This window comes from Flavobacterium sp. KY-23415 (assembly GCF_055384985.1).
Window position 1 is genome coordinate 4,099,130 of sequence record NZ_AP044001.1, and the last position, 23,770, is coordinate 4,122,899.

Annotated in this window: 16 protein-coding genes; 10 read left to right on the top strand and 6 right to left on the bottom strand. The window is 29.9% G+C overall.

The features are described 5' to 3' along the window. Positions 1–16: 16 nt before the first annotated feature. Entirely contained in the window at positions 17–1,075 is a 1,059-nt protein-coding gene (locus tag ACZ49Z_RS17945) for a nucleoid-associated protein (protein WP_464305673.1), read from the top strand. A 160-nt stretch (positions 1,076–1,235) separates the two neighbouring features. On the opposite strand, the gene clpB is transcribed toward ACZ49Z_RS17945, so the two are convergent. Further along, positions 1,236–3,824 carry an ATP-dependent chaperone ClpB gene (gene clpB / locus ACZ49Z_RS17950; protein WP_464305674.1) on the bottom strand — a complete coding sequence of 863 codons (2,589 nt, stop codon included), beginning with the start codon at positions 3,822–3,824 and terminating at the stop codon, positions 1,236–1,238. A 214-nt stretch (positions 3,825–4,038) separates the two neighbouring features. On the opposite strand from clpB, the gene ACZ49Z_RS17955 reads away from it, so the two are divergent. Then, the gene (locus tag ACZ49Z_RS17955) at positions 4,039–4,965 is read left to right on the top strand and encodes an archaemetzincin (protein ID WP_464305675.1); all 927 of its coding nucleotides are present in this window, start codon (positions 4,039–4,041) and stop codon (positions 4,963–4,965) included. Between the two features lie 183 nt (positions 4,966–5,148). Continuing rightward, positions 5,149–5,547 carry a bacillithiol system redox-active protein YtxJ gene (ytxJ, locus tag ACZ49Z_RS17960; protein ID WP_464305676.1) on the top strand — a complete coding sequence of 133 codons (399 nt, stop codon included), beginning with the start codon at positions 5,149–5,151 and terminating at the stop codon, positions 5,545–5,547. A 31-nt stretch (positions 5,548–5,578) separates the two neighbouring features. Here the strand turns inward: ytxJ and ACZ49Z_RS17965 are convergent, their stop codons facing one another. The 4 genes from ACZ49Z_RS17965 to ACZ49Z_RS17980 form a co-directional block, all read right to left on the bottom strand. Further along, positions 5,579–7,249 carry an IS1182 family transposase gene (locus ACZ49Z_RS17965; RefSeq protein WP_464304835.1) on the bottom strand — a complete coding sequence of 557 codons (1,671 nt, stop codon included), beginning with the start codon at positions 7,247–7,249 and terminating at the stop codon, positions 5,579–5,581. Positions 7,250–7,353: 104 nt separating this feature from the next. Then, positions 7,354–8,820, bottom strand: coding sequence for an N-acetylmuramoyl-L-alanine amidase (locus ACZ49Z_RS17970; RefSeq protein WP_464305677.1), 1,467 nt, complete (start codon positions 8,818–8,820; stop codon positions 7,354–7,356). Positions 8,821–8,826: 6 nt separating this feature from the next. Continuing rightward, positions 8,827–9,687 carry a TolB-like translocation protein gene (locus ACZ49Z_RS17975; protein WP_464305678.1) on the bottom strand — a complete coding sequence of 287 codons (861 nt, stop codon included), beginning with the start codon at positions 9,685–9,687 and terminating at the stop codon, positions 8,827–8,829. A gap of 136 nt (positions 9,688–9,823) precedes the next feature. Next, entirely contained in the window at positions 9,824–11,005 is a 1,182-nt protein-coding gene (locus tag ACZ49Z_RS17980) for a hypothetical protein (RefSeq protein ID WP_464305679.1), read from the bottom strand. Positions 11,006–11,173: 168 nt separating this feature from the next. On the opposite strand from ACZ49Z_RS17980, the gene ACZ49Z_RS17985 reads away from it, so the two are divergent. From ACZ49Z_RS17985 to ACZ49Z_RS18005, 5 genes are all read left to right on the top strand, one after another. Further along, the gene (locus ACZ49Z_RS17985) at positions 11,174–11,728 is read left to right on the top strand and encodes a hypothetical protein (RefSeq protein WP_464305680.1); all 555 of its coding nucleotides are present in this window, start codon (positions 11,174–11,176) and stop codon (positions 11,726–11,728) included. Between the two features lie 222 nt (positions 11,729–11,950). After that, positions 11,951–13,729 carry a 1-deoxy-D-xylulose-5-phosphate synthase gene (locus ACZ49Z_RS17990; protein WP_464305681.1) on the top strand — a complete coding sequence of 593 codons (1,779 nt, stop codon included), beginning with the start codon at positions 11,951–11,953 and terminating at the stop codon, positions 13,727–13,729. Further along, a complete protein-coding gene (locus tag ACZ49Z_RS17995; RefSeq protein WP_464305682.1) occupies positions 13,726–14,670 on the top strand; it encodes a DUF3078 domain-containing protein in 945 nt (314 codons plus the stop codon). Before ACZ49Z_RS17990 ends, ACZ49Z_RS17995 begins: the two co-directional genes overlap by 4 nt. 173 nt (positions 14,671–14,843) lie before the next feature. Beyond that, positions 14,844–16,100 (top strand): Y-family DNA polymerase, encoded by a 1,257-nt coding sequence (locus ACZ49Z_RS18000; RefSeq protein WP_464305683.1) that lies wholly within the window; start codon positions 14,844–14,846, stop codon positions 16,098–16,100. Continuing rightward, the gene (locus tag ACZ49Z_RS18005; RefSeq protein WP_464305684.1) at positions 16,094–16,531 is read left to right on the top strand and encodes a LexA family protein; all 438 of its coding nucleotides are present in this window, start codon (positions 16,094–16,096) and stop codon (positions 16,529–16,531) included. Before ACZ49Z_RS18000 ends, ACZ49Z_RS18005 begins: the two co-directional genes overlap by 7 nt. Before the next feature lie 272 nt (positions 16,532–16,803). Here the strand turns inward: ACZ49Z_RS18005 and ACZ49Z_RS18010 are convergent, their stop codons facing one another. Next, positions 16,804–19,230: a DUF4114 domain-containing protein gene (locus tag ACZ49Z_RS18010; RefSeq protein ID WP_464305685.1), complete on the bottom strand. Its 2,427-nt coding sequence runs from the start codon at positions 19,228–19,230 to the stop codon at positions 16,804–16,806. A 331-nt stretch (positions 19,231–19,561) separates the two neighbouring features. Between ACZ49Z_RS18010 and ACZ49Z_RS18015 the strand changes: the two genes are divergently transcribed. Then, positions 19,562–20,566, top strand: coding sequence for an SAM-dependent methyltransferase (locus ACZ49Z_RS18015; protein ID WP_464305686.1), 1,005 nt, complete (start codon positions 19,562–19,564; stop codon positions 20,564–20,566). 85 nt (positions 20,567–20,651) lie between these two features. Further along, the gene (locus ACZ49Z_RS18020; protein WP_464305687.1) at positions 20,652–23,555 is read left to right on the top strand and encodes a response regulator; all 2,904 of its coding nucleotides are present in this window, start codon (positions 20,652–20,654) and stop codon (positions 23,553–23,555) included. Positions 23,556–23,770: the final 215 nt, after the last annotated feature.

Consider the following 23,770-nt stretch of genomic DNA (forward strand, 5'->3'; position numbering starts at 1 on the left):
CTTTATTCTTAAAAAAATGATAAATTTATTTAACACGCATATTGAAAACCTTTCTATTCATAGAGTTGGTAACAAAAGTAGAAACGAAGCCATATTTTTATCTGAAAATCCATATGGATTAAATGACGAAGTAATGCCTTTACTAAAAGAATATTTCTTTAAACCGTTTCGTGAGAAAGAAGAAAACTATTATCAATTTGCTCATGAAGTAGATTTAGAATATAATGAAATGTATAATTTGGCCACACAAATTTTTGAAAATCCTGACCAAATTCATGCTGTTTCAAAAAAGATTACCCATCATCTTTTTGAACAATCCAATCATCCTCACATTAAAAATGGAGAAGTTTATGTAACCTATTTTACTAATGTTTCTATTGATAATAATGTGGTTGATGCTATTGGTGTTTTTAAAAGTGAGATAAAAACCGATTTTCTTCAATTTGAAGAAAAAGGAAGCAACCTTGAAATGATTCTTCAACAAGGAATCAACTTAAATAAATTAGACAAAGGTTGCATCATCTTTAATCATAAAAAGGAAGAAGGATACAAAATACTAACTGTAGATAGTAACCGCTATGATGCTCGTTATTGGTTAGAACATTTCCTTTCGGTAGATGTTTTTCAAGATGAAAATTTTATGACGAAGAAATACTTGAAGTTTTGTCAAGATTTTGCTAAAGATGTAGTTCTTCCAGCAGAAGACAAACAACAAGAAGTATTATTTATGAATAGAGCTGTAAATCATTTTGCTAAAAATGATGAGTTTGAAGAAACCGCTTTCCTAAATGAAGTAATGCAAAATCCAGAATTTATTCCAGAGTTTAAAAATTACAAAGTAGATAAAGGTGCAAAATATAGCATTGAAGATGTTTCTAATTTTCCTATTGCAAATGCAGCCGTTACAGACGCAAGAAAGAAAATGAAAAATGTTATCGAACTTGATACTAATATTCAAATTAAACTTGATTTCATTAATACTGAAAGTGCAGAAAAATTTGTTGAAAAAGGATGGGACGAAGAAAAACAAATGTATTATTATCTTATTTACTTTAATAAAGAACAAAAAAGTTAATATTCTAAATATTCAATTTATTTAAATCCTCAATTAGAAATAGTTGAGGATTTTTTGTTGCATACTTACTATAAAAAAACACCTCACATTTTTTCACAAATGCAAGGTGCTTTCAACCAATTAACTAAATTTATATAAAAAAACTTTACTTTCTAAGTGATTATTGATTTCTAAAAACCAATTTTCCATCAAAGCTATCTAGGAGAATAATACTATCATTAGAAATAGCTCCAGAAAGAATTTCTTTCGATAACTGATTTAACACTTCTCTTTGAATTACTCTTTTTACGGGTCTTGCTCCAAATTCTGCATCATATCCTTTCAATGCTAAATAATCTATCGCTTCTGGAGTTGCGTCCATAGTGATATTTTGATGCGCTAACATTCTTATTAATCCTTTCAATTGTAAACCAACAATCTGACGAATATTATCCTTTGTTAGTGGTGTAAACATTACAATTTCATCTATACGATTAATAAATTCTGGTCGCACTATTTGTTTTAACTGTCCTAATACTTCAATTTTTGCAGCTTCTGTTACTGCTTCGATACCTCCTTTAAGATTTTCGAATTTCTCCTGTATTATATGACTTCCCATGTTTGATGTCATAATAATGATTGTGTTTTTGAAATCGGCCAAACGCCCCTTATTATCTGTAAGACGACCTTCATCAAGCACTTGTAACAAAATATTAAAAGTATCAGGGTGTGCTTTTTCAATTTCATCTAATAACACCACAGAGTAAGGTCTTCTTCTAACCGCTTCTGTTAGTTGCCCACCTTCATCATAACCTACATATCCTGGAGGTGCTCCCACCAATCGGCTCACACTGTGACGTTCTTGATATTCACTCATATCAATTCTTGTAATGGCATTTTCATCATCAAAAAGATATTCAGCCAAAGCTTTTGCCAATTCTGTTTTCCCAACACCTGTTGTTCCAAGAAACAAGAACGATCCTAAAGGTTTTTTAACATCTTGCAAACCTGCACGACTTCTTCGAACAGCATCAGAAATTGCTTCAATAGCTTCTTCTTGCCCAACAACGCGTTTATGCAATTCGTCTTCTAATCTCAATAATTTTTCACGATCACTTTGAAGCATTTTGGTAACAGGAATTCCAGTCCATTTTGCAACAACCTCAGCTATATCTTCACTAGTTACTTCTTCTTTAATTAAAGAACTTCCAGATTGATTTTCTTGCAACGTAATTTGCAAAGCATCTAATTTTTCTTGGGCTTCTTTAATTTTACCGTAACGAATTTCTGCTACTTTTCCATAATCGCCTTCACGTTCTGCACGCTCTGCTTCTCCTTTGTAGTCCTCAATTTCTTGCTTGATATTTTGAATAGCATCTACAACGTCTTTTTCCGATTTCCATTTAGCAAAAATTTCATTGCGCTCTTCTTTCAAATTAGCTAATTCTAATCCAAGCGCTTTTAACTTAGCTTCATCTTGCTCACGCTTAATCGCCTCAATTTCAATTTCTAATTGCATAATTTTACGATCCAAAACATCTAATTCTTCTGGTTTTGAATTAATCTCCATACGCAATTTCGAAGCCGCTTCATCCATTAAATCAATCGCTTTGTCTGGAAGAAAACGATTTGTAATATAGCGTTGTGAAAGTTCAACTGCCGCAATGATTGCATCGTCTTTAATACGCACTTTATGATGTGTTTCATATTTTTCTTTAATACCACGAAGAATAGAAATGGCACTTTCTGTATCGGGTTCGTCAACATTCACTTTTTGGAAACGACGTTCTAAAGCTTTATCTTTTTCAAAATATTTTTGATATTCATCTAAAGTTGTTGCCCCAATTGCTCTCAATTCTCCGCGAGCTAATGCTGGCTTTAAAATATTGGCAGCATCCATAGCTCCTTCTCCTCCTCCAGCACCAACAAGTGTGTGAATTTCATCTATGAAAAGCACTATATCTCCTTCTGCTGAAGTAACTTCTTTTACCACCGACTTTAATCGTTCTTCAAATTCTCCTTTATATTTTGCACCAGCAATTAATGCTCCCATATCTAAAGAAAAAATGATTTTATCTTTTAGATTTTCTGGCACATCCCCATCTACAATTCTATGTGCCAAACCTTCTGCTATGGCAGTTTTTCCAACGCCAGGTTCTCCAATTAACATTGGATTATTTTTTGTTCTACGTGTTAGAATTTGTAAAACTCTGCGTATTTCTTCATCACGACCAATTACTGGATCTAACTTTCCATTTTTAGCTAAATCACAAAGGTTTTTTGCATATTTATTGAGTGCATTATAGGTCTCTTCAGCAGAAGCAGAAGTTACTCTTTCTCCTTTTCTAAGTTCTGTAATAGCACTTTCTAATCCCTTTTCGGTTACGCCTTGGTCTTTTAAGATTTGTGCAATTTTACTTTTCGATTTAAAAATGGCCAATACTAAATGTTCTATAGAAACAAATTCATCATTCATTTTTTTAGCAATGATAGATGCTTCATTCAAAGCTGCACCTGCTTCTCTTGATAACAAAATTTCACCTCCAGAAACTTTTGGAAAACTTTGCAAAGTACTGTCAATTATTTTCTTGAATAAATCAACATTTACGTTTAATTTTTTTAGTAAAAAAGGTGTTACATTTTCATCTACTTCAAGTATTCCTTTAAAAATATGCTCGTTTTCTATTTGTTGATGCCCTAATCCTTGTGCATTTTGCTGTGCTTGCTGAATGGCTTCTTGGGATTTAATTGTATAATTATTAAAATTCATCTTGTTTTATTTATTTAATGTAGGTTAATATTTTTTGTGTTTGTAAATTTTATAGTGTTGTTTTAAATTTTCAATTGTATCTAGTCAATTTACGTTCCAATCCAATTTATACGTCAAAATGTCTTGCAATTATTACTTTTTTTAATATTCAGCACAAAAAACAAGTCAATTTGGCTCATTTTTTGCTATATTGTCTTAAACAATACCCCTATTTATGAAGCCAATTTTTATACTTTTATTCTTCGCTGTACTATTCTCTTGTGATAAAAAAACAAATAATACAGAAACAGTAGCAAAACATGTTAAACTTGAAAAAGGAAACTTAAAGCTACCAAATTATGAAGCGCTATTAGACTTAAATATGATATTAGAAACACCCAAACCTGGAGAATGGCTATATAGCCATTATGAAGAAGGACAATCTTATAGCGACTATTTAAAATTGAATCCTGTGGCTCCTTTTGAAGATATGAAAACAATTTATATTCAACCTATAGGAAAATTTACAGATTGGGAACAAAAAGTAATAAACTGGAATACAGAGTATATTGAACTTTTTTTTAACTTAAAAACCATTCAACTTCCTCCAATTTCAGAAAAAAGTATTCCGAAAAACAAACAAAGAATTCATTATGGAAATGAACAACTAGATGCTAGTTATATTATTAATACTATGCTTCCTAAAAAAACTCCCAAAGATGGCATCGTCATTATGGGGTTAACAGCAAAAGACTTATATCCTAAACCTTCTTGGAATTTTGTTTTTGGATTAGCTAGTTATACAAAAAGAACAGGTGTTTCATCTATTGCTAGATACTCTGAAGAAGAACTAAATGAAAGCAATTATACTAAATGCTTAATGAGACTCATGAAAACTGCTAGTCACGAAATTAGCCACATGTTCACGATTAAACATTGCACTTATGCTATTTGCTTAATGAATGGTTCTAATAATTTAGATGAATCTGATTCGAGACCAAACGCACTTTGTTCTGAATGTTTATCGAAATTATCATGGAATTTAAATTTTGATAATGTTAATCGGTTAAATAAACTAATTGCATTTATGGAGACACATCGTTTAAATGAAGATGCTTCTGTTTTAAAGAAACAAAGAGATGTTATGCTTCTTAAGCCCTAATTAAGCATTTGAATTCTATTACGAAAAATAGCTGCTTTCTATTTGCATCTATTTCTCTCATAACAAAATCTAATACCTAATTTGTGTTAAAAAATAGTTTCAGGATTTTTTGCTATATAAATATGTAAAAAAGCTAATTTAAAAGTTGTTGTATTTCTATAACTTTGTAACAAATAAATAATTATGAGTTTTTTAAAAAATATTTTTGGCGGAAATAATTCAAATGAAAAAGAAGCTAGTAAAGAAGAACCTAAGTTTTATACACTAAATGATAGTAAACAATTAGATGAAATAGATCATAATTCTAATGAACGCGTTGTAGTTCTATTTAAACACAGCACTAGATGCAGTATTAGTAGGTTTGCATTGAAACGCTTTGATGAAGCCTATAATTTTACAGATGAGGAAATGGAATGGTATTTACTAGATTTACTAAATTTTAGAGAAGTATCTAATGAAATTGCAACTCGTTATAATATTGTTCATCAATCTCCTCAAATTATAGTTATAAAAAATGGAAAAGCTATTTATACCGCTTCTCATGATGCTATTGTATTGGAAGATTTAAAACAGTTTGTATAAAAAAGGGGCTGTCCGAAAAGGACAGCTTTTTTTATGTAGCTATTTTTAAGCTATTTTGTTTTGAAGAAAAAATAATAGCAAAATAACTTTGAGTTACTTTAACAAGGCAAATTTTAGTTTTAAAATAGGCTAGATAAGTGTGAATTTTGGTTTTGAAAACAAATTTTGGCAAGTCTGTCTTGAATGCATTCATTTTTCTAAAGTTGTGTCCAAGGGCCATTAGTAAAAACTCTAATGTTACTTTTTTTAAACCCTTCATTGTGAATCGATTGAATTTATTATTGCTTTTAAGTTGACCAAAAACTGCTTCTACCTCTATTGGACGTTTACTTCGATGTTTTAGTCCTTTTTCACTCATTAGTAGCTTTCTTGCTTTTTCTTTTAATTCATTTAATCGATGATTGACTGATAAAATTCTATTACCTTTTGCTTGATGACATTGACTTCGTAAAGGACATCCTTGGCATCTTTTGGCTTGATAATATGTAATTTGTGATTCATATCCAGTACTGGTTTCACGTTTTCCTACTCCTGTTTTTTGCATAATTTGCCCCATTGGACAAACATAAAAATCGTGTTCTTCGTTGTAGAATAAGTTTTGAACAAGAAAAGGATTGTTTTTTATCTTTCTTTTTTGTTCTTGATGAAAATAGTTGTATTTAACATAAGCATCAGCCTTTTTTTCTTCAAGCATTTGATAATTTTCTTCACTGCCATAACCTGCATCTGCAACGATTTCCTTGCTCTGTTTTTGATAGGCTTTTTCAAAACCTTCAAGATGAGAACTTAAGGTTGTAGTGTCATTTGTTGTTTGATGAATAGAAACATGTGTAATAAATTGGTTTTCAGTAGATATTTGTGGATTGTAAGCAGGTTTTAATTGACCGTTTTTCATATGATCTTCTTTCATTCTCATAAAGGTAGCTTCGGGATCTGTTTTACTATAGGAGTTCCTGTTTCCCATTGTAACCAAGTCTTTTTCATATTTTTCAAGCTTTGGAAGATGTTCCTCTTGAAGTTTTTGCAATTCTCTTGCCTGTTTTTTGGTAGGTTCTTTGAGTTTTTTATTAAGAATCGAAAGCTTTTCTTTTAAACTTTCTGAATCAATCGATTTTGGTAATTCTTCTATATTTAGTTCTTGATTATCAGATTGAATACTGTTTTCAATAGTTGATAGAATATGATTAATTTTAATTTCTAGTTTTTCTTTATATTTCTCAACGGAACCTCTCCATACAAAAGTATATTTATTAGCTTTGGATTCTATTTTTGTACCATCAATATACTGAATGTCTAAGCTAACATATCCCATTTTTACAAGCATTTTTACTACTTCTGCAAAAAGAGTTTGGATATGATTTTTTAAAACTTTACCCCTAAAATCGTTTATCGTTCTAAAATCAGGAGTCGAGTTGCCCGAAATATACATAAAATGAATGTTCTCCTGAAGTGCTTTTGCAATTTTTCTGCAAGAATATACATTAGATAAATAACTGTAAAACAAAACCTTAATCATCATTCTTGGATGGTAAGCTGAAGTACCACCTCCTTTATATTTTTTCAATATTTCACTTATATCTAACTGATTAACAACTTGTTCCACTAAGTGAACTGGATGGTTTTGCGGTATTCTATCGAAAATATTGATAGGAAATAACTCTGGAGAATTGCCTGTTTGATTTTTAAAAACTATCTTAGCCATTGTGTATTTTTGTCTCAACTCTAAGATACTAATTTTAGAGAAAAAATACAAATAAAAAAGGCTGTCCTTACTTTTTGGACAGCCTCTTAGTGTAAAACAACTCTTTATTTTTTAACAAACTTCCTTAGATATTCTTTATTGTTAATCCTAAAATTTATAAAATATATCCCACTGGCAAATTCAGAAATATTTATTTTTTGTATTAATAATTCTTCGCTAGGGTTTAGTTTAACATTTTGAATGTGTTTTCCTGAAATATCATAAATATCTAAATTTACATTTCCATTTAGAACGTTATTCACTTCAAATGTAATTTCATTTGTTGCTGGATTTGGGTAAAGTGTAATTTCATTTATAAAATTAACATCTTCAACTATTCCATTTTTTGCATCACAATTTGTAGCAGTTACACTTCTATTCCCATTTGAATTATTTGTTGTTCCCGAACCGTTTTTTGCTTTAATATAATAAGTATAAACAGCACCTGCATTAATTAAATAGGTATTCAAAAATGAATTGCCTGTAACATTACTTGCATATAAATTCCCGTTTCTATAAATATCATAGGAGGTAGCTCCTGAAGAAGTCGTCCATGTAAGATTAATAGCACTCGTAGTTCCGCTACAAGTTGCGGAAGCTGTTAATGTAAAAGCACCTGGAACGCAAGAAGCTGTTCTCGTTAAAGTTCCATTAGAATTGTTAGTCGCCCCTGAGGCATTTTTTGCTTTAATAGAATATGTATAAGTAGTACCTGTAGTAACATATGTGTTCAAGAATGATGTGCCTGCAATATCACTTGCATACAAAGAACCATTTCTATAAATATCATATGACGTTGCATTGGCTGAAGAAGTCCAATTTAAGTTGATTCTACTATCATTATTAACACATTCTGGAGTTGCTGTTAATGAAAAACTACCTGGCAGAGCTACTCCACTACATGTAATATTTAAACTCGATTTTAAAGAATTAAAATAGGATAATGCAAATTTATCTCTCCAAGCATTATTATTTAGCTTTGAAGCATCGGTTGTGTTATCTACAAATCCAATTTCATTCAAACAAGCCGTTGCAGATGAATACCTTAAAACACCTAAATGATAGGATAAATAAGAATTATCTTCCACACAACGTCTATTGTTAAAAGAACCATTACTTACCATATCTGTTTGTATTTTTTTAGAGAAATTTATATCTGGTGTGGTATTAGTGTCATCATAGGTGCAATAAAAAGTCTCTGTTCCAGTTCCTCCGCCTGCATTACAATGAATACTAATAAGCCTGTCTGCATTCCAATTGTTTGCCATTTGAGCTCTTTGCGTAACAGATGTCCAACCATTTATATTTGTTGTTCTGGTCATATTGACTGTTACTGTAGCACAACTATTTTGAATTAATGCTTTTGTTTTTAAGCCTACAGCTAAAGCTGTTTCTATTTCTGTTGCAGTTCTTCCGTCTGGATTGTTACTTGTTGAAGCACCATATCCATGACCTGGATCAATAACTATTATTTGCGCATTTAAACAAAATGAAAATGCCAATAAAGCGAGTAATATATATAGATTTTTCATAGCGTCTTATTGAATGTTAAATGAATATATTCGACCTGTTTTATCATCGGAAAATAGAATTTTATTATCTTCAATGAATGATGGGAACATTTCTGAAAACACTTCTGTATTTGTAATTTTTTTTTGGTTATACTTTTCAGAATTATAAATATAAATTTCAGAATTATCTATAGTATGCCCATCAGAACTTTGATCTAAAAATCCTATCAAATAATTATCATTTGGAGACCACGATGTTGCTATACCTGTACCAATTTTTATTGCTTTTTCTCTTCCATAAATATCATATACGTATATATCTGATCCTTTATGTACTGCAACTTTTTTTGAATCATGAGATACTATTGCATTATAAAATTGTCCATCATCTTGGGTTACAACCCAATCTTTTTGAGTAATTAAATCCTTCGCATGAATTTTTAAAGTTGTTATATTAGTATAAACAATAATTTGTGATTCATCCTCTTTATTAAAACCATTAAAGGAAGGTAAGTAATTATGGTTAATTTCTGACAGTTCTATAATTTGCTTAGTATCTATAGAATAACTATATGCCTTTGAGTTTATGTAATAATCTTCTTTGTTTTTTTGTTTGAAATAGAATGATTTACTATCCTTGTTCCAACAATACCCATAACCACTTCCTTCCTTTTCAGAAATCTGATTAATTTCATGAGTACTTAAGTTTAACAAAAAAACTCCATTAAAATGTTCTTTGGTTACCAAGGCATATTTCCCGTTAGGAGATACAACAGGGTTTGTGAAATAACCTTCCATATTGATTCTTTCAAGATTTTTTAATTCCTGAGCATTGCCTAGTGTAACACTAAAAGCAAATAGAAAATAGAAAAATAGTTTTGTTTTCATGTTTGTTTGTTTTATATTATACAATTGTAAATTTAACATTTTAGCAAAAAAAATATTAAACTAAATATAAAAAAAACATTAAAACAAAAAAGCACATTATAGACATAATGTGCTTTTTACTATTAAGTTAGTTATACTATCTCCTAAACTTGTTATTAGTAATAATACTTTTCAGCTTTGCTTTAAGGTCTTCACCAGTATCAAAAATCATCTGTTCATTATTTGGAAAAGGAACTGCTCTTCTTTCAAAATACGGATAATAATCCGATTCACAAGCTCTTTTATCGCCATTATAATTAGCATAAATATAATCGAAAACAAATTCGCTACTTATTGGGAAAGTATCTATTAACTGATTGTTTCTAAAATCTATATAATCAACTTTTGCTGTTACCTGACACGATTTGAATTGTGTAAATTCATAGATACTTACAGAAATTGTTTTAAAATTATCAACTTTTATTGCATTTCCAAGACTGTCTTTTACAACATTTCCATTAGAATCTAACAAAGTTTTTGTACCATCTTTTAATTGTTTTTCTTTTATGAATTGTTTTTCACGAACTTGTTCTGGTGAAATAACAATGTTTCTAAAATTAACAATCATTCCATAATCGTATTTGATATTTTTCTGACGATTATTGTGATAAACCGTCCATTTATCATTAATTCCATAGGTACTAAAATCTAATAAATCATCTTGTAAGCGAACAGGAATAACCATATTCGTTTCATTTTTAGTATAAACATGAACAAAATCGGTTCCTTTTAATTGTGCATCATCAATTAATGAGCGAACGTCTTTATAATTTGGGTTTAATTGGTCTAAATAATTTAAATCATCAAAAGCCTGACGAAAATCTATTTTATTTTTAGAGGTCATTAATTTTTTTGCATTGCTATATAAATAATCTGATAATTTAATTTTACTACTAATAATTTCATCAGAATAATCTTCCATAGGAAAAATTGCATCTCTACCTTCTTTCAATAATGGCAAAGGCAATAACGGTCTAATTCTTTCTTGTCTATTTCTTAGTTGATTATACAAACTAAAGATACGCTCGTAATTGACTGGATTATTTTCTTTAATCAATAAATTTAGAGTCGATTCATCTCTTGCTTTTGCTTTTGCAAACGACTCTTCTAATAAATAAACATAGTCTTGTTTTCCTTTAGAAGCTTTGTTAGTCCGTAATGCATCTATTGCTTTTTCAATTGCTCCATCATAATTTCCATTACTAAGCATTGATTGTGTTTGTTTTACACCGCAACTAACAATTATAAGTGATAAAATAATTAAAGTAATTTTTTTCATAAATAAATCATTTTGACAAAGATACTATTTTTTAAAAGCAAGAAAGTGCATTGCTATATCTTTTTGTTTTTTAGTTTTAGACAAAAAGAATGCCAAAAAACAAATTAAAACAAAGAATTGGTATATTTTTTGATAACTATAAAAAAAGAATTTCAATGTTAATGTATTATGAAAAAATTAAATTTATCTATTCCAAAACCTTGTGATGAAGATTGGAATAAAATGCTTCCAGACGAAAAAGGAAAATTTTGCCAATCGTGTTGCAAGAAAGTGTTCGATTTTACCAATAGTAGTACAGAAGAAATTACAGCTATATTTTCAAATAACCCAACTGCAAAGATTTGTGGTCGTTTTAAAAAAGAGCAATTAGAAAGTATTAAAATTGAAGTTCCAGAAATTCTTTTATTTAATCAAACCACATTTAAAAAATCTTTTCTATTAGCCTTGTTTGTGGTAATGGGCACCACACTTTTTAGCTGTAAAGATGCTAATAATAATGTGCAGGCTATAGAAAAAATAGTTGTAATTAAAGATCATGTCGCTAAAAATAGTGACACTACTAATACAGTAATTATAGCAGATACTGTAATTAAAGAATGCAAAACAATCAAGCATGAAAAACAAAATATTACACCACCAGAAGAGCCTATATTAATAGAAGAGCCTGAAATTATGGGAGATATTGTGATGGGGCTACCAGTTATGCCAGAAATTGAAGATTAATCAAGAAAAAAATATTCTATTTTCAAATAATTTAAAAACACACTACTTGATTGGTCAAAATTATTCTAATTTCATCCTAATACTCCAATGCTATTAATCACATAATTCTACAGTAATATCCAAACTGATCGTTATTTTTCAAAACATATCTTTCACCTATAAAAATCAACTCCATAAGACATCATTTTGTATTTATAAATGCTATTTTTGCATTTTGATATTATGCTAAACACACTTCTAAATACAATTAACAATCCCACCGATTTAAGAACGCTTTCTGAAAATCAATTGCCACAGCTTTCACAAGAACTGAGAGATTTTATAATTGATATTATTTCTCGAAAAGGAGGTCATCTTGGAGCAAGCCTTGGTGTTGTGGAACTTACAGTTGCTTTACATTATGTTTTTAATACACCAATAGATCAATTAGTTTGGGATGTTGGACATCAGGCCTATGTTCATAAAATTTTAACCGAAAGAAAAGACGTTTTTCATACCAATAGAGAATTAAACGGAATTTCTGGATTTCCAAAAAGAAGTGAAAGTATTTATGATACTTTTGGTGTGGGTCATTCCTCTACCTCTATCTCCGCTGCATTAGGAATGGCAATGGCTTCCTTATTAAAAGGAGAAACAGAAAAACAACATATTGCTGTTATTGGGGATGCTTCAATTGCTAGTGGAATGGCTTTTGAAGGCTTAAACCATGCAGGTGTTACCGATGCAAATTTATTAGTTATTTTAAATGATAATGCCATTGGAATTGACCCAAGCATTGGTGCTTTAAAGAATTATTTAACTGCTGTTAAAGAAGGTAAAAATCCTAGACAAAATAATATTATTAAATCGCTTAATTTTGATTACTCTGGACCAATTGACGGGCATGATTTACCAAAATTAATTTCAGAATTGAAGCGATTAAAAGAAAAAAAAGGTCCTAAATTTCTACATGTTATAACCACAAAAGGGAAAGGCTTGCAACTTGCTGAAGAAGACCAAGTGAGGTATCATGCCCCTGGAAAATTTGAAGCAAAAACAGGAAAAATTTATCCAAAAAACGAAGATGGTTTACCTCCTAAATTTCAAGATGTATTTGGACATACTTTAGTAGAATTAGCTAAACAAAATGAAAAAATAATTGGCATTACCCCTGCAATGCCAACTGGTAGCTCTATGAAGTTTATGATGGATGCATTTCCTAAACGTGCTTTCGATGTTGGTATTGCAGAACAGCATGCTGTCACGCTTGCTGCAGGAATGGCAACACAAGGAATGGTCGTTTTCTGTAATGTATATTCTACTTTTCTGCAACGTGCCTATGACCAAGTGATTCATGATGTTGCTCTACAAAAATTACCTGTAATATTTTGTTTGGATAGAGCAGGTCTTGTTGGCGAAGATGGAGCAACACATCATGGTGTTTTTGATATTGCCTATCTAAATTGTATTCCCGACTTAATTATAATGGCTCCAAAAGACGAAATTGAACTTCGAAATAGTATGTACACTGCTCAATTAGGACTAAACAAACCCATTGCTATTCGCTATCCAAGAGGTAGAGGTGAAATTCAAAATTGGAAAAAACCATTTGAAAAAATAGCAATCGGAAAAGCAATAAAACTAAAACCAGGAACAGCAATAGCTGTTTTATCTACAGGGATAATGGCTACAAATGTTGAAAAAGCTATTAGTAATTGTGATCATCCTGAAAAAGTAGCTCACTATCATTTTCCTTTCATAAAGCCTATTGATGAAAATACCTTGTCTGAAATATATGCAACCTATAAAAACATAATTACAATTGAAGATGGGACGATTGTTGGAGGATTTGGATCAATTATAAACAAACACGCTCAAAATATCAATAATAAACTAAATATTATTAATATGGGGATTCCTGATAATTTTATAGAACATGGAAGTATTGATGAATTACAACAAATTTGTAAAATCGACGTTAAAAATATTATTAACCAATTAAATATCCTATTTCAACCATGAAAAAAGCCTACCTACTAGGATTTTTATTATTTATTGTTCAATACAATTTTAGTCAAATTATAAGAACTCAATTACCAGATACAATTTCATACTGGTCAAAAACAAATAAAGTGGGTTTAGATATTTCCCAAATTACTTTTGTAAACTGGAATGCAGGAGGAAACACCTCAATTTCTGGTTTAGCAAAGGGCAATTTTGTTCGTGAATATTCTAAAAAACATTTAAATTGGAAAAATGAATTAATTTTTCGTTACGGAATTAATAAACAAGAAGGGCAAGAAGTTAGAAAAACAGACGACCAATTACAGATAAACTCTACCTTCGGGTATAAAAGAGATACTGTTTCCCATTGGCTTTATAGTGGAAAACTTAGTTTTAACACACAATTTGCCAATGGATATAAATATCCAAATACAGAAAATCCAATTTCGAAACCATTTGCGCCAGCCTATTTTTTCTTAGGTATTGGTAGTGAATATTCTAGAAAAGATTTAAACCTGAATCTCTATTTATCTCCTTTAACCCAAAAAACAACCATGGTTCTAGATAGAAAACTAGCAAATGAAGGTGCGTTTGGTGTTAATGCCGCAATTATTGATCCAACAACAGGCGAGATTATTGAAAAAGGAAGAAATTTCCGCACAGAAGTTGGTATTTTAATAACCAACCAATGGGAAAAAGAAATTTACAAAAACATCAACCTAGAACATCGTATAAGTCTATACTCTGATTATCTTAATAATTTTGGAAATATTGATATTGATTGGCAATTGCAATTAAACATGACCATTAATGAATATGTGAGAGCTAATATTGGTACTCATATAATTTATGATGATGATATAAAGGCAAAAGAAGAAATAGATGGTGAACAAATTGTTGTTGGTCCAAAACTTCAATTGAAACAGCTCCTAGGTATAGGCATCGTTTATACTTTCTAAAAAAATAGAGAAATTGATTCTTTTTTTTATACTCGTATTATATTGAACTCTTTTAAAAAGGCCTATAACAAGGCTATAAAATTAAAATTTCAAGCAATATAATACGAGTTTTTTTTATTAACATTAACTTTTGATTACTTTATTTTGTTCTAGATATAAGCTAATTTTACAAAATGTATGCTTTAATCGACTGTAATAACTTCTACGCTTCTTGCGAACGTGTTTTCCAACCGCAATATAATGGAAAACCAATTGTTGTGCTTTCTAACAACGATGGTTGTATTATCTCTCGAAGTGATGAAGCAAAAAAACTAGGAATCCCAATGGGAGCTCCAGAATTTAAATATCGTGAATTATTAAAACAGCATAATGTAATTGTATTCTCTTCAAATTATCCATTATATGGAGATCTTAGCCAAAGAGTAATGAAAATACTAGAATCCTATTGTCCTTCTGTGGAAATCTATAGCATCGATGAAGCTTTTTTAGATTTTAGAGGAATGTCAATAGACAACTTTAATGACTATGGTATTCAAATTAAAAAAACAATTCAAAAATGGGTAAGCATCCCTACATCTATAGGTTTTGCACCAAGCAAAGCACTGTCTAAAATTGCGAATAAAATAGCACGAAAATTTCCAGAACACACCAAAGGTGTTTATATTATAGATACAGAAGAGAAGAGAATAAAAGCCTTAAAATGGACCAAAATAGACGATATTTGGGGAATTGGTTTTCGATTGAGTAAAAAAATGAAAGCAAAAAACATACTAACTGCTTTCGATTTTGTTCAACCCTATAATGAAGTTTTTATAAAAAAAGAAATGGGAATTACAGGTTTACGATTAAAATATGAACTCGAAGGAAAATCAGTAATCGATATTGAAGAGCCAAAAAACAAAAAAAGCATTGCTATTACACGTAGTTTTAAACAAGACATCAAGAATATTTTAGAACTAAAAGAGCGTGTTTCTACATTCGCCATGGTTTGCGGAGAAAAACTTCGAAAACAAAAATCCTGTTGCTATAACATTATTGTTTACTTAAGAAAAGATAAATACCAAAACGCTCAATATAATTTCTATAGAATGGAAACACTTCCATTTGCCACAAATTCTGGAATCACAATAAGTAATACAGCTATTAAAATGCTACATGAAATTTATCAAGAAGGAAGCATTTATAAAAAAGCAGGTGTCATTGTAACCCAAATTATTCCAGAAAACGAAAAACAATTTCATTTGTTTGAAGAAGAAAATCCAAAACACCAACTCTTAATGAAAATAATGGATGATTTTCAAGAAAAAACAGGAGAACGAAAGATAAAACTAGCCAATCAAGATTTAAAAGCTACATGGATCATGAAACAAAATCATCTCTCAAATAAATATACAACGGATATTAACGAAATATTACGAGTAAAATGCTAAATAAAAAATTAAAATTTCTCCTACCCGATTTTGAAAATAGTAATGAGTTGCCTTTTGTTCCTGAAGGTATAAAAGCAGGATTTCCTTCTCCTGCTGCCGATTTTGAAGGAACAAGAATTAGCCTAGACGCCATACTTATTAAAAATAAAGAAGCCACTTTTTACGCAAAAGCCAATGGTGATTCTATGACCGGTGCAGGCATTGACGATGGTGATATTCTGGTTATAGATAGAAGTTTAGAACCTTCTGATGGCAAAGTTGCAATTTGTTTTATTGATGGAGAATTTACTGTAAAGAGAATAAAATTTATAAATAAAATACTCTTTTTACAACCAGAAAATGAAGCATATCAACCTATAGAAGTAAAAGAAGACGATGACTTTACAGTTTGGGGAATTGTTACCTTCGTTATAAAAAAACTTACTGCTTAAAAATTGATACGTCATCAATGCCAAAACATTTTTATTATCCCATATTAGAATTTGTAGTGAGAAAAATAAATGGATGCTAAATACGATAATTTTGTTCCATAAATATAGGATTAGTTGCATTGAAAATATAAAGCTTAATAATCAAGCAAATGTAACATAACAATTTTTCATAAATTATAGTTTTAGATGTATGATTTGAAATGATATAAACTAAAAAAACTTCCTAAACTATTTTAAAAAAATTTAGGAAGCTAATCAAACAAAAAACATTATTAATTAACAATAAACTTACTAGAGTATACATTATTTGAAGATGTAATAATTTCATATAAATAAGCACCATTTGACAAATTATCCGAACTAAAAACAACCGATCTTTTATCATCATTCGTTTTTAGAATCGCATTATAAACAGGTCTTCCTAACATATCATACACACTTAGTGTTATAGATTCTGTTTCTTCTGGTGCAACGATTAAAGTCTCATTCGTAAAAGGATTAGGATAATTTATCAAACTTTCAAATGAAGAAGCAAATGTTGAAACAGGTTTTATGCCTAATGAAACTTTAGAAATATTTAAAACTGTATTTATTGAACTGGCATAATTTCCTCTAATTGAAAAAATAACTGTTCTTAAATTATCTATTCCTTGATAAGCACCCTCCAAGTTAGAAAACATTTCAAATGGAATTTCAATATTTTGAGAGATTCCATTTGTTGATGGAACAGTAAAAGTATATCTATTATTCCAATCATCAAGATTATCTGGAACGATAGAAACTTCTATAGTAGTATTACTAGTTAAAACAAAATTTAACCCTGTATAATTAGCTGCATCTAATGTTAAATCTCCTGGTAAAAAATTTCTAAACACATTACATGTTCCATATATTGACCCTTGCAAACTAATTGATCGTTCTATATCATATACCGATTCATCTAATGCATCAATTTGCTCAACAATATCAAAGTAATCGATATTTGTTTGTTCAGGAACATCATAATCAATTCCCCATGATCCGTCTGCTAAATATAATGCATCATAAATACTAGAACCGTCATAAATAAGAGCCACACCAATATCGAAAAGAAAACCTGTATTAACGACAATAGTTTCATAATAGTCCCCTGAGAGGACTATCTGTTGCGACATAGATGCTGTATCCATTTGTTCAGTTTGTCTTAAATTAGCATTCATTGTAATTGATGTTGCTCCAACTTTGTTAATAATATTCATATGAAGCTGTTGATTACGATAAAAAGCAGAACTAACAAAAACAGAAGGAACTCTTTCTATTTGGCTATTCGAAACCAATGTTTTTTCTTCTTCTAATTTAGCAAGTATATGATTAACAATATGACAAACTTGTCCCATTGACACACCCCAAACTTGAAAATTCTTAAAATTACCAGTCGGATAAGCTCCAATATTCCAAAAACTAAGCAATTCATTTTCTGTTGTCCCTTCGAGAATAGAAAAGCTAATTGCATATTCGTTATTACCATCTGGTTTTTCAATAATCGCAAAAATCATTTCATGTCCAGACAAAGTTACTGGTCTAGTATCCTTCAAAATCGAACCATTAAGGCGGTCGCAAATACTTTTCGAATGGTCATATATTCTATTTGTTGTTGTTGTTACTAAAGCGGCAGAAACTCTATCTGTTCCTAAATAATAATCTAATGAAAAAGCGTCTTCTGCATTTGCATAATTAATTAAATCTGAAGAGGTTGCAATATGTGGAAATTCGTTCGAGCCCATCCCTGTCTCTGGAAAATAGTTACCTAACGAATTTGCGTTTTTTAAATTCATTTTATCAAACTTAACTTGACGTTGTTTTTGATCGGGATAATTTTTATTTTTTAATCTATTCATGTTTCTAGCTGCAATTGCTTCAGATAGATCGCCATTACTTTCAAACCCTCCTAAATTTGACGAGAAAACATTCGTAGAAGATTCAATATTTATATTATTAACAGTCTTCATATTATTATATGAACTTGCAGTTACATAAAAAAGAGCATCATTAAAATCGTGGTCACACCAAGACATTTCTCTATTAATATCTTCAAATCCAAGCACAATTAATTCATTTACATCATCTTTAATTAAAACATTGTGCTGCCTTTTTGAAACATTACTTTCTGGATTAAAATCTGGATTTGAAAATAATTTCCAATAGCCATAACCAACAGAGTTACCATTCCAACCATTACTAATTAACACCCAGCCTATAGCAGTTCCTGCTGGAAAAACCCCTAAACTAACTTTATCACCAGGAAGCAATCCTCCTCCACTCCCTAAACGAGATGCGTTTGGAAAAATAATTGTAATATCGTTATCTAAAGGAGGAGAAGTAATTGGATTTGATGCATCATAGGTATAATAACCTAAAACATTTCTAAATCCAGCACCTTCACTAACAAAAGTTACAAAAACTTCCGACTGAGAAAGTAATACCAAATCTGTATCATAGCCCGAAGTAATATAATGTGGATTATAGGTAGGAACTTGAAATGTTTCTGATAGTGCAGAATCAATTAGTTCAAAAGTAGAGACACTAATATTATCGCCAGGAGTAACCAAATAATTAGGTGTTCCATTTGAAGAATAAGTTCCTAAATATTGAAAATTTTGAGAAAATCCTGTAAATGTTATTAATAATAACAAATATATTGTAGCCGTATTTTTTTTCATAATCTAATGCTTTTAGTCATTATTTTTACGCTAAATTATTTTGTTTTATCCCATTTTTTTATTTTTTTCGTTCAATAGAAAAAAAGTTTAGATGAAATATCATCTCCCTTTAGATAAATATCATTATGCTAAAAACAGGTAAAACTACCTATAAATAAAGCCTAATTATATTATAAATTTGTCACGAAAATAAAAAGTAATACAAATCGCAATCCCTAATTGATAGTTCCGACAAACTACTTCACAAATAAAAGCAAATAGGCAAAAGCTTAAAGGGATTGTGAATTTGTATAACCTACTTGAAAAAAAAATAGTATGTTTGAAATAAAACATGTCACACAAAGCGATACTTCAAAATATAGGGTCTATTTTCAAAAAAGAAGAAAATGATTTTCTAGAATTAACAGAAGCAATTAATAGTTATAAAGAAATCACCTATTCTCTTTCAAACCTTGACCATGAAAATGAAAACAATAAATCTAATATTTATTTTAATAACGGAGAAGCATTAGGAACAACTTGGGCCGCAATGTGCATTGAAGATATTATTAGAACAAAAATTTTTATTAAAAGTGTTTTTAATGCCCTCGAAATTTTAAAAGAAAAAGAATCCAGACCAATTCACATACTTTATGCAGGAACTGGGCCATTTGCAACATTATTATTACCTGTATTTGCGACCTATAGCCCTAATGAAGTAAAAGCCACTCTTTTAGAAATTAACCAAGAAAGTTTCTATAGCGTAAAGCAAGTAATTAGTAAACTAGGCTTTGATGAGCATATTATTTCCTATGAAAATGAAGATGCAACTACTTTCAGAATTAACAAAGAAACACCTATTGATATTATTTTAAGTGAAACATTACAATGTGGTTTAGTTAAAGAACAACAAATCCCAATTACACTTAATTTATTAAATCAAGTTCCAGAAAATACAATTTTAATTCCAGAAATGCTTGCTTTGGATATTTGTTTACTTAACTTGAATGCCTTCAATAGTAGAACAGAAAACGCACCAGAAAACGAATATTTGCTTGTTTTAGAACAACTCATAAAAATCGATAACACTAGCCATAAAAAATTCCAATTAGATACTACTTCTGAAACAAAAATCCTTTCCGAAAAAGAAATAACCATTCATCCGAAAGATACCATACAGTTTGAGACATTGGCATTGATTACTAGAATAACTGTTTTTGGAAACAATAAAATTCAAATTAACGAAAGCGGTTTAACTTCTCCTATTCTACTAAACGTTTTTAACAATTTAACTACAGAAAAAAAAATCAATATTTCCTATAAAATTGACAAAGAGCCTGGGTATGTAATTCATTAATAAGATATGTAACCTTAATTTTGTTACATTATTCAATTGCATCATTTTTATTTTTTTGTATAATTGTCATTTACAAACAATCAGCATGAAAAAAATAGTATTTTTTTTAACTCTTATTATTAGTTTTAAAGCAATTGCACAAGGAGGATCGCAAATAGATTCTATTAGACAACGCATCAAAGGATCTCAATCCGATTCTTTAAAAGCGATTGAATATTTAGAAATTGCAAATCGTCACAAACAAAAAGATTCTGTCTTTAAAAATTTATCATTAAGTCTTGATTTTGCTAGAAAAGCAAAGATTCCAAAATACATTTCAAACTCAAGAGTTAACCTTTCCAATTGGTATAACAATTATGTCTCTAGACAAGCTTCTGTAAACGAACATTTAGGTGCAATTGCAGAATTGGAAAAATTTGATTTTAAATCTGGCATTGCCAATCATTATATTCGATTAGGCTATCGCTATAACTCTACGAATCAAGACTCAGCCAATTTATTTATCAATAAAGGAGTGGTTTTAGCAAAACAAGCAAAAGATGACAATGTAATTCTTACAGGCTTGTTAGCATTAGGAAATAGAGCCTTTTATAACTTAGACTTTGAGAAAGCATTAGCCCTTTATATTGAAGGTGAAGAAATTTGTAGAAAAAATGAAAAACTAACCAATTCCATCAAACATGCTAGCTTTTTAGAATATATAGGCTATGTGATGCAACGTACCAAACAGCATCAAAAAGCCATCTATTATTTTAAAGAAAGCATGAAAATTTATGAAAAAAATGCTAATGCCAAGCATATTGCTAATATGCAGACTAATATTGCTGAGGAATATTTTCAAAAGAAAGAATATGAAAAAGTGATTCCTCTTTTAAACAAAACCATTCAATATAATAATACCTATAATATTCAAAAGAATGTCAATCTAGGTGCCTATTTAAAAAGAGCTTATTGTTATGGAAAAATAGGAAAACCAGAACAAGCAGAGAAAGATTATTTAAAAGCAATCAGTTTAGCAAAATTAGATCAAAATAGTCATCATTTAACGAATGCTTATATCAGTTTGGGTGATTTTTATAGACAGGAAAAAAAATATGCTCTTTCTGAAGAAAATTATTTACTCGCTGAAATAGAAGCCAAAAAAAGAAAGGATACCGAATCTTTAGAAAAAATATACAAAGGATTGGCAAATATTAAAGGAGCAGAAAAGGAATTTGAAACAGCACTTTCTTATGCTGCTAAGGCTTCGCAAGAGTCAGAAAAACAAAGCGAAATGAATCTAAATGAAAAAATTGTGGCTTTGGAGAAAAAATATGAATCTGAAAAAAAAGAACAAGAAATTGCTTTGCTCACTTCTAAACATCAAGTAGCAGAAAAACAAAAATATATTTATATCGTCATTTCTTTACTACTTTTAGCAACTGGATTCTTTTTGTTTTTTGGTTACAAAAATAAAATTAGAACGGCTCAAAAACTAGAAGAATTAAACACCTTAAAATCACGTTTCTTTGCTAATATTTCGCACGAATTCAGAACACCACTTACCCTTATTAAAAGTCCGGTGCAACAACTTCAAAAAAACGCAACAACTGAACAAGAAAAACACCTAGAACTAATTGACAGGAACGCGAATAGAATGCTGGAATTAGTAGATCAGTTATTAGAACTTTCCAAAATAGACAGTGGCCAATTACAACTGATAGTAAAAGAAGGAAATCTGAATAATTTTCTACATAGTATTGCTGAACCTTTTGAATATTTAGCACAAGAATCGAATAAAAAACTAGAACTTGAGTTCGATATTCCTAATGAAAATTATCCTTTTGATAAAGACGTTTTAGAAAAAATCACTACTAATTTACTTCATAATGCTATCAAGTACAGTGATGAAGCTTCAACCATTAAAGGACTATTTTCAGTTGATAACCAATTTCTTAAAGTAAGTATCAGCAATTCTAATGCAACACTCACAAAAACCGATTTACAAAAACTTTTCGAACGTTTTTATCAAAAAAACACCAATCAAACGGGTGCAGGTATTGGTTTAGCTTTAGTAAAAGAACTCATTACTTTATATGAAGGCACTATTCATACAAATTTAGAAAATGATCTGTTAACTATTACTTTTGAAATTCCATTACAAACACACCTTAAAAATGTAGTTATAGGCCATACCAATGATAATGAACCTATAAGTGCTACAGCAGTATCGAAAGAACCAAATGAAGTAAATGATGAATTGCCTATTCTATTAATCGCTGATGACAATGCTTCTATACGAAATGTTCTTAAAGATATTTTCAAAGAAGAATTTAAAATTCATGAAGCTGAAAATGGTGAAGAGGCTTTAAAAATAGCTGAAAAAGAAATTCCAGATTGTATTATTTCAGATATTATGATGCCAAAAATAGACGGTTTAGAATTTACCAAACAAATAAAAACAAATGAATTAACTTCTTTTATTCCTGTCATTTTACTAACGGCAAAAACGACTCCAGAAACAAAATTACAAGCTATAAAAAATCAAGCAGATGGTTTTTTAACCAAACCGTTTCAACATGATTTATTGAAAGAATTGGTATACCAACAAATTAACGAAAGAAAAAAATTACAGAAAAGATACAGTCAGGAACTGATTTTAAAACCAACCGAAATTGTTATCGATTCTGTAGATGAAAAATTTATTACTCGAATAGAAGAAGTAATTCATACAGAAATTACCAATCAAGATTTCAATGCGGAAGCTTTCGCTGAAAAAATGCATGTGAGTCGCATGCAATTACATCGAAAATTAAAATCATTATTTGGTGTGACCACTACCGAATTTATTCGAAATGAACGTTTAAAAATAGCAGTCGAATTATTAAAAAACGAAAAACTTTCTATTTCAGAAATTGCCTACTCTGTTGGTTTTAATGATGTCTATTATTTCTCCAAATGCTTTAAAGATTTGTATCAAAAAGCACCTTCTGAATATTATAAAAAATAAAAAAAACTATCTATAAAAACCCCGTAAAGCCTCATTTTAGAGGCTTTTTTTTGTTTGTTACAATGTTACAAAGGCCTGTTACATTATCACAAAACAACTTTTGAATTACGCTGTACTTTTGGAAAACAAACTGAGACAAAAATGGCTGATAAAAAGAAATACAATTACGAAGGTAAATTACAAAAGATACCTTCTCAAAAAATTCTAATTAACAT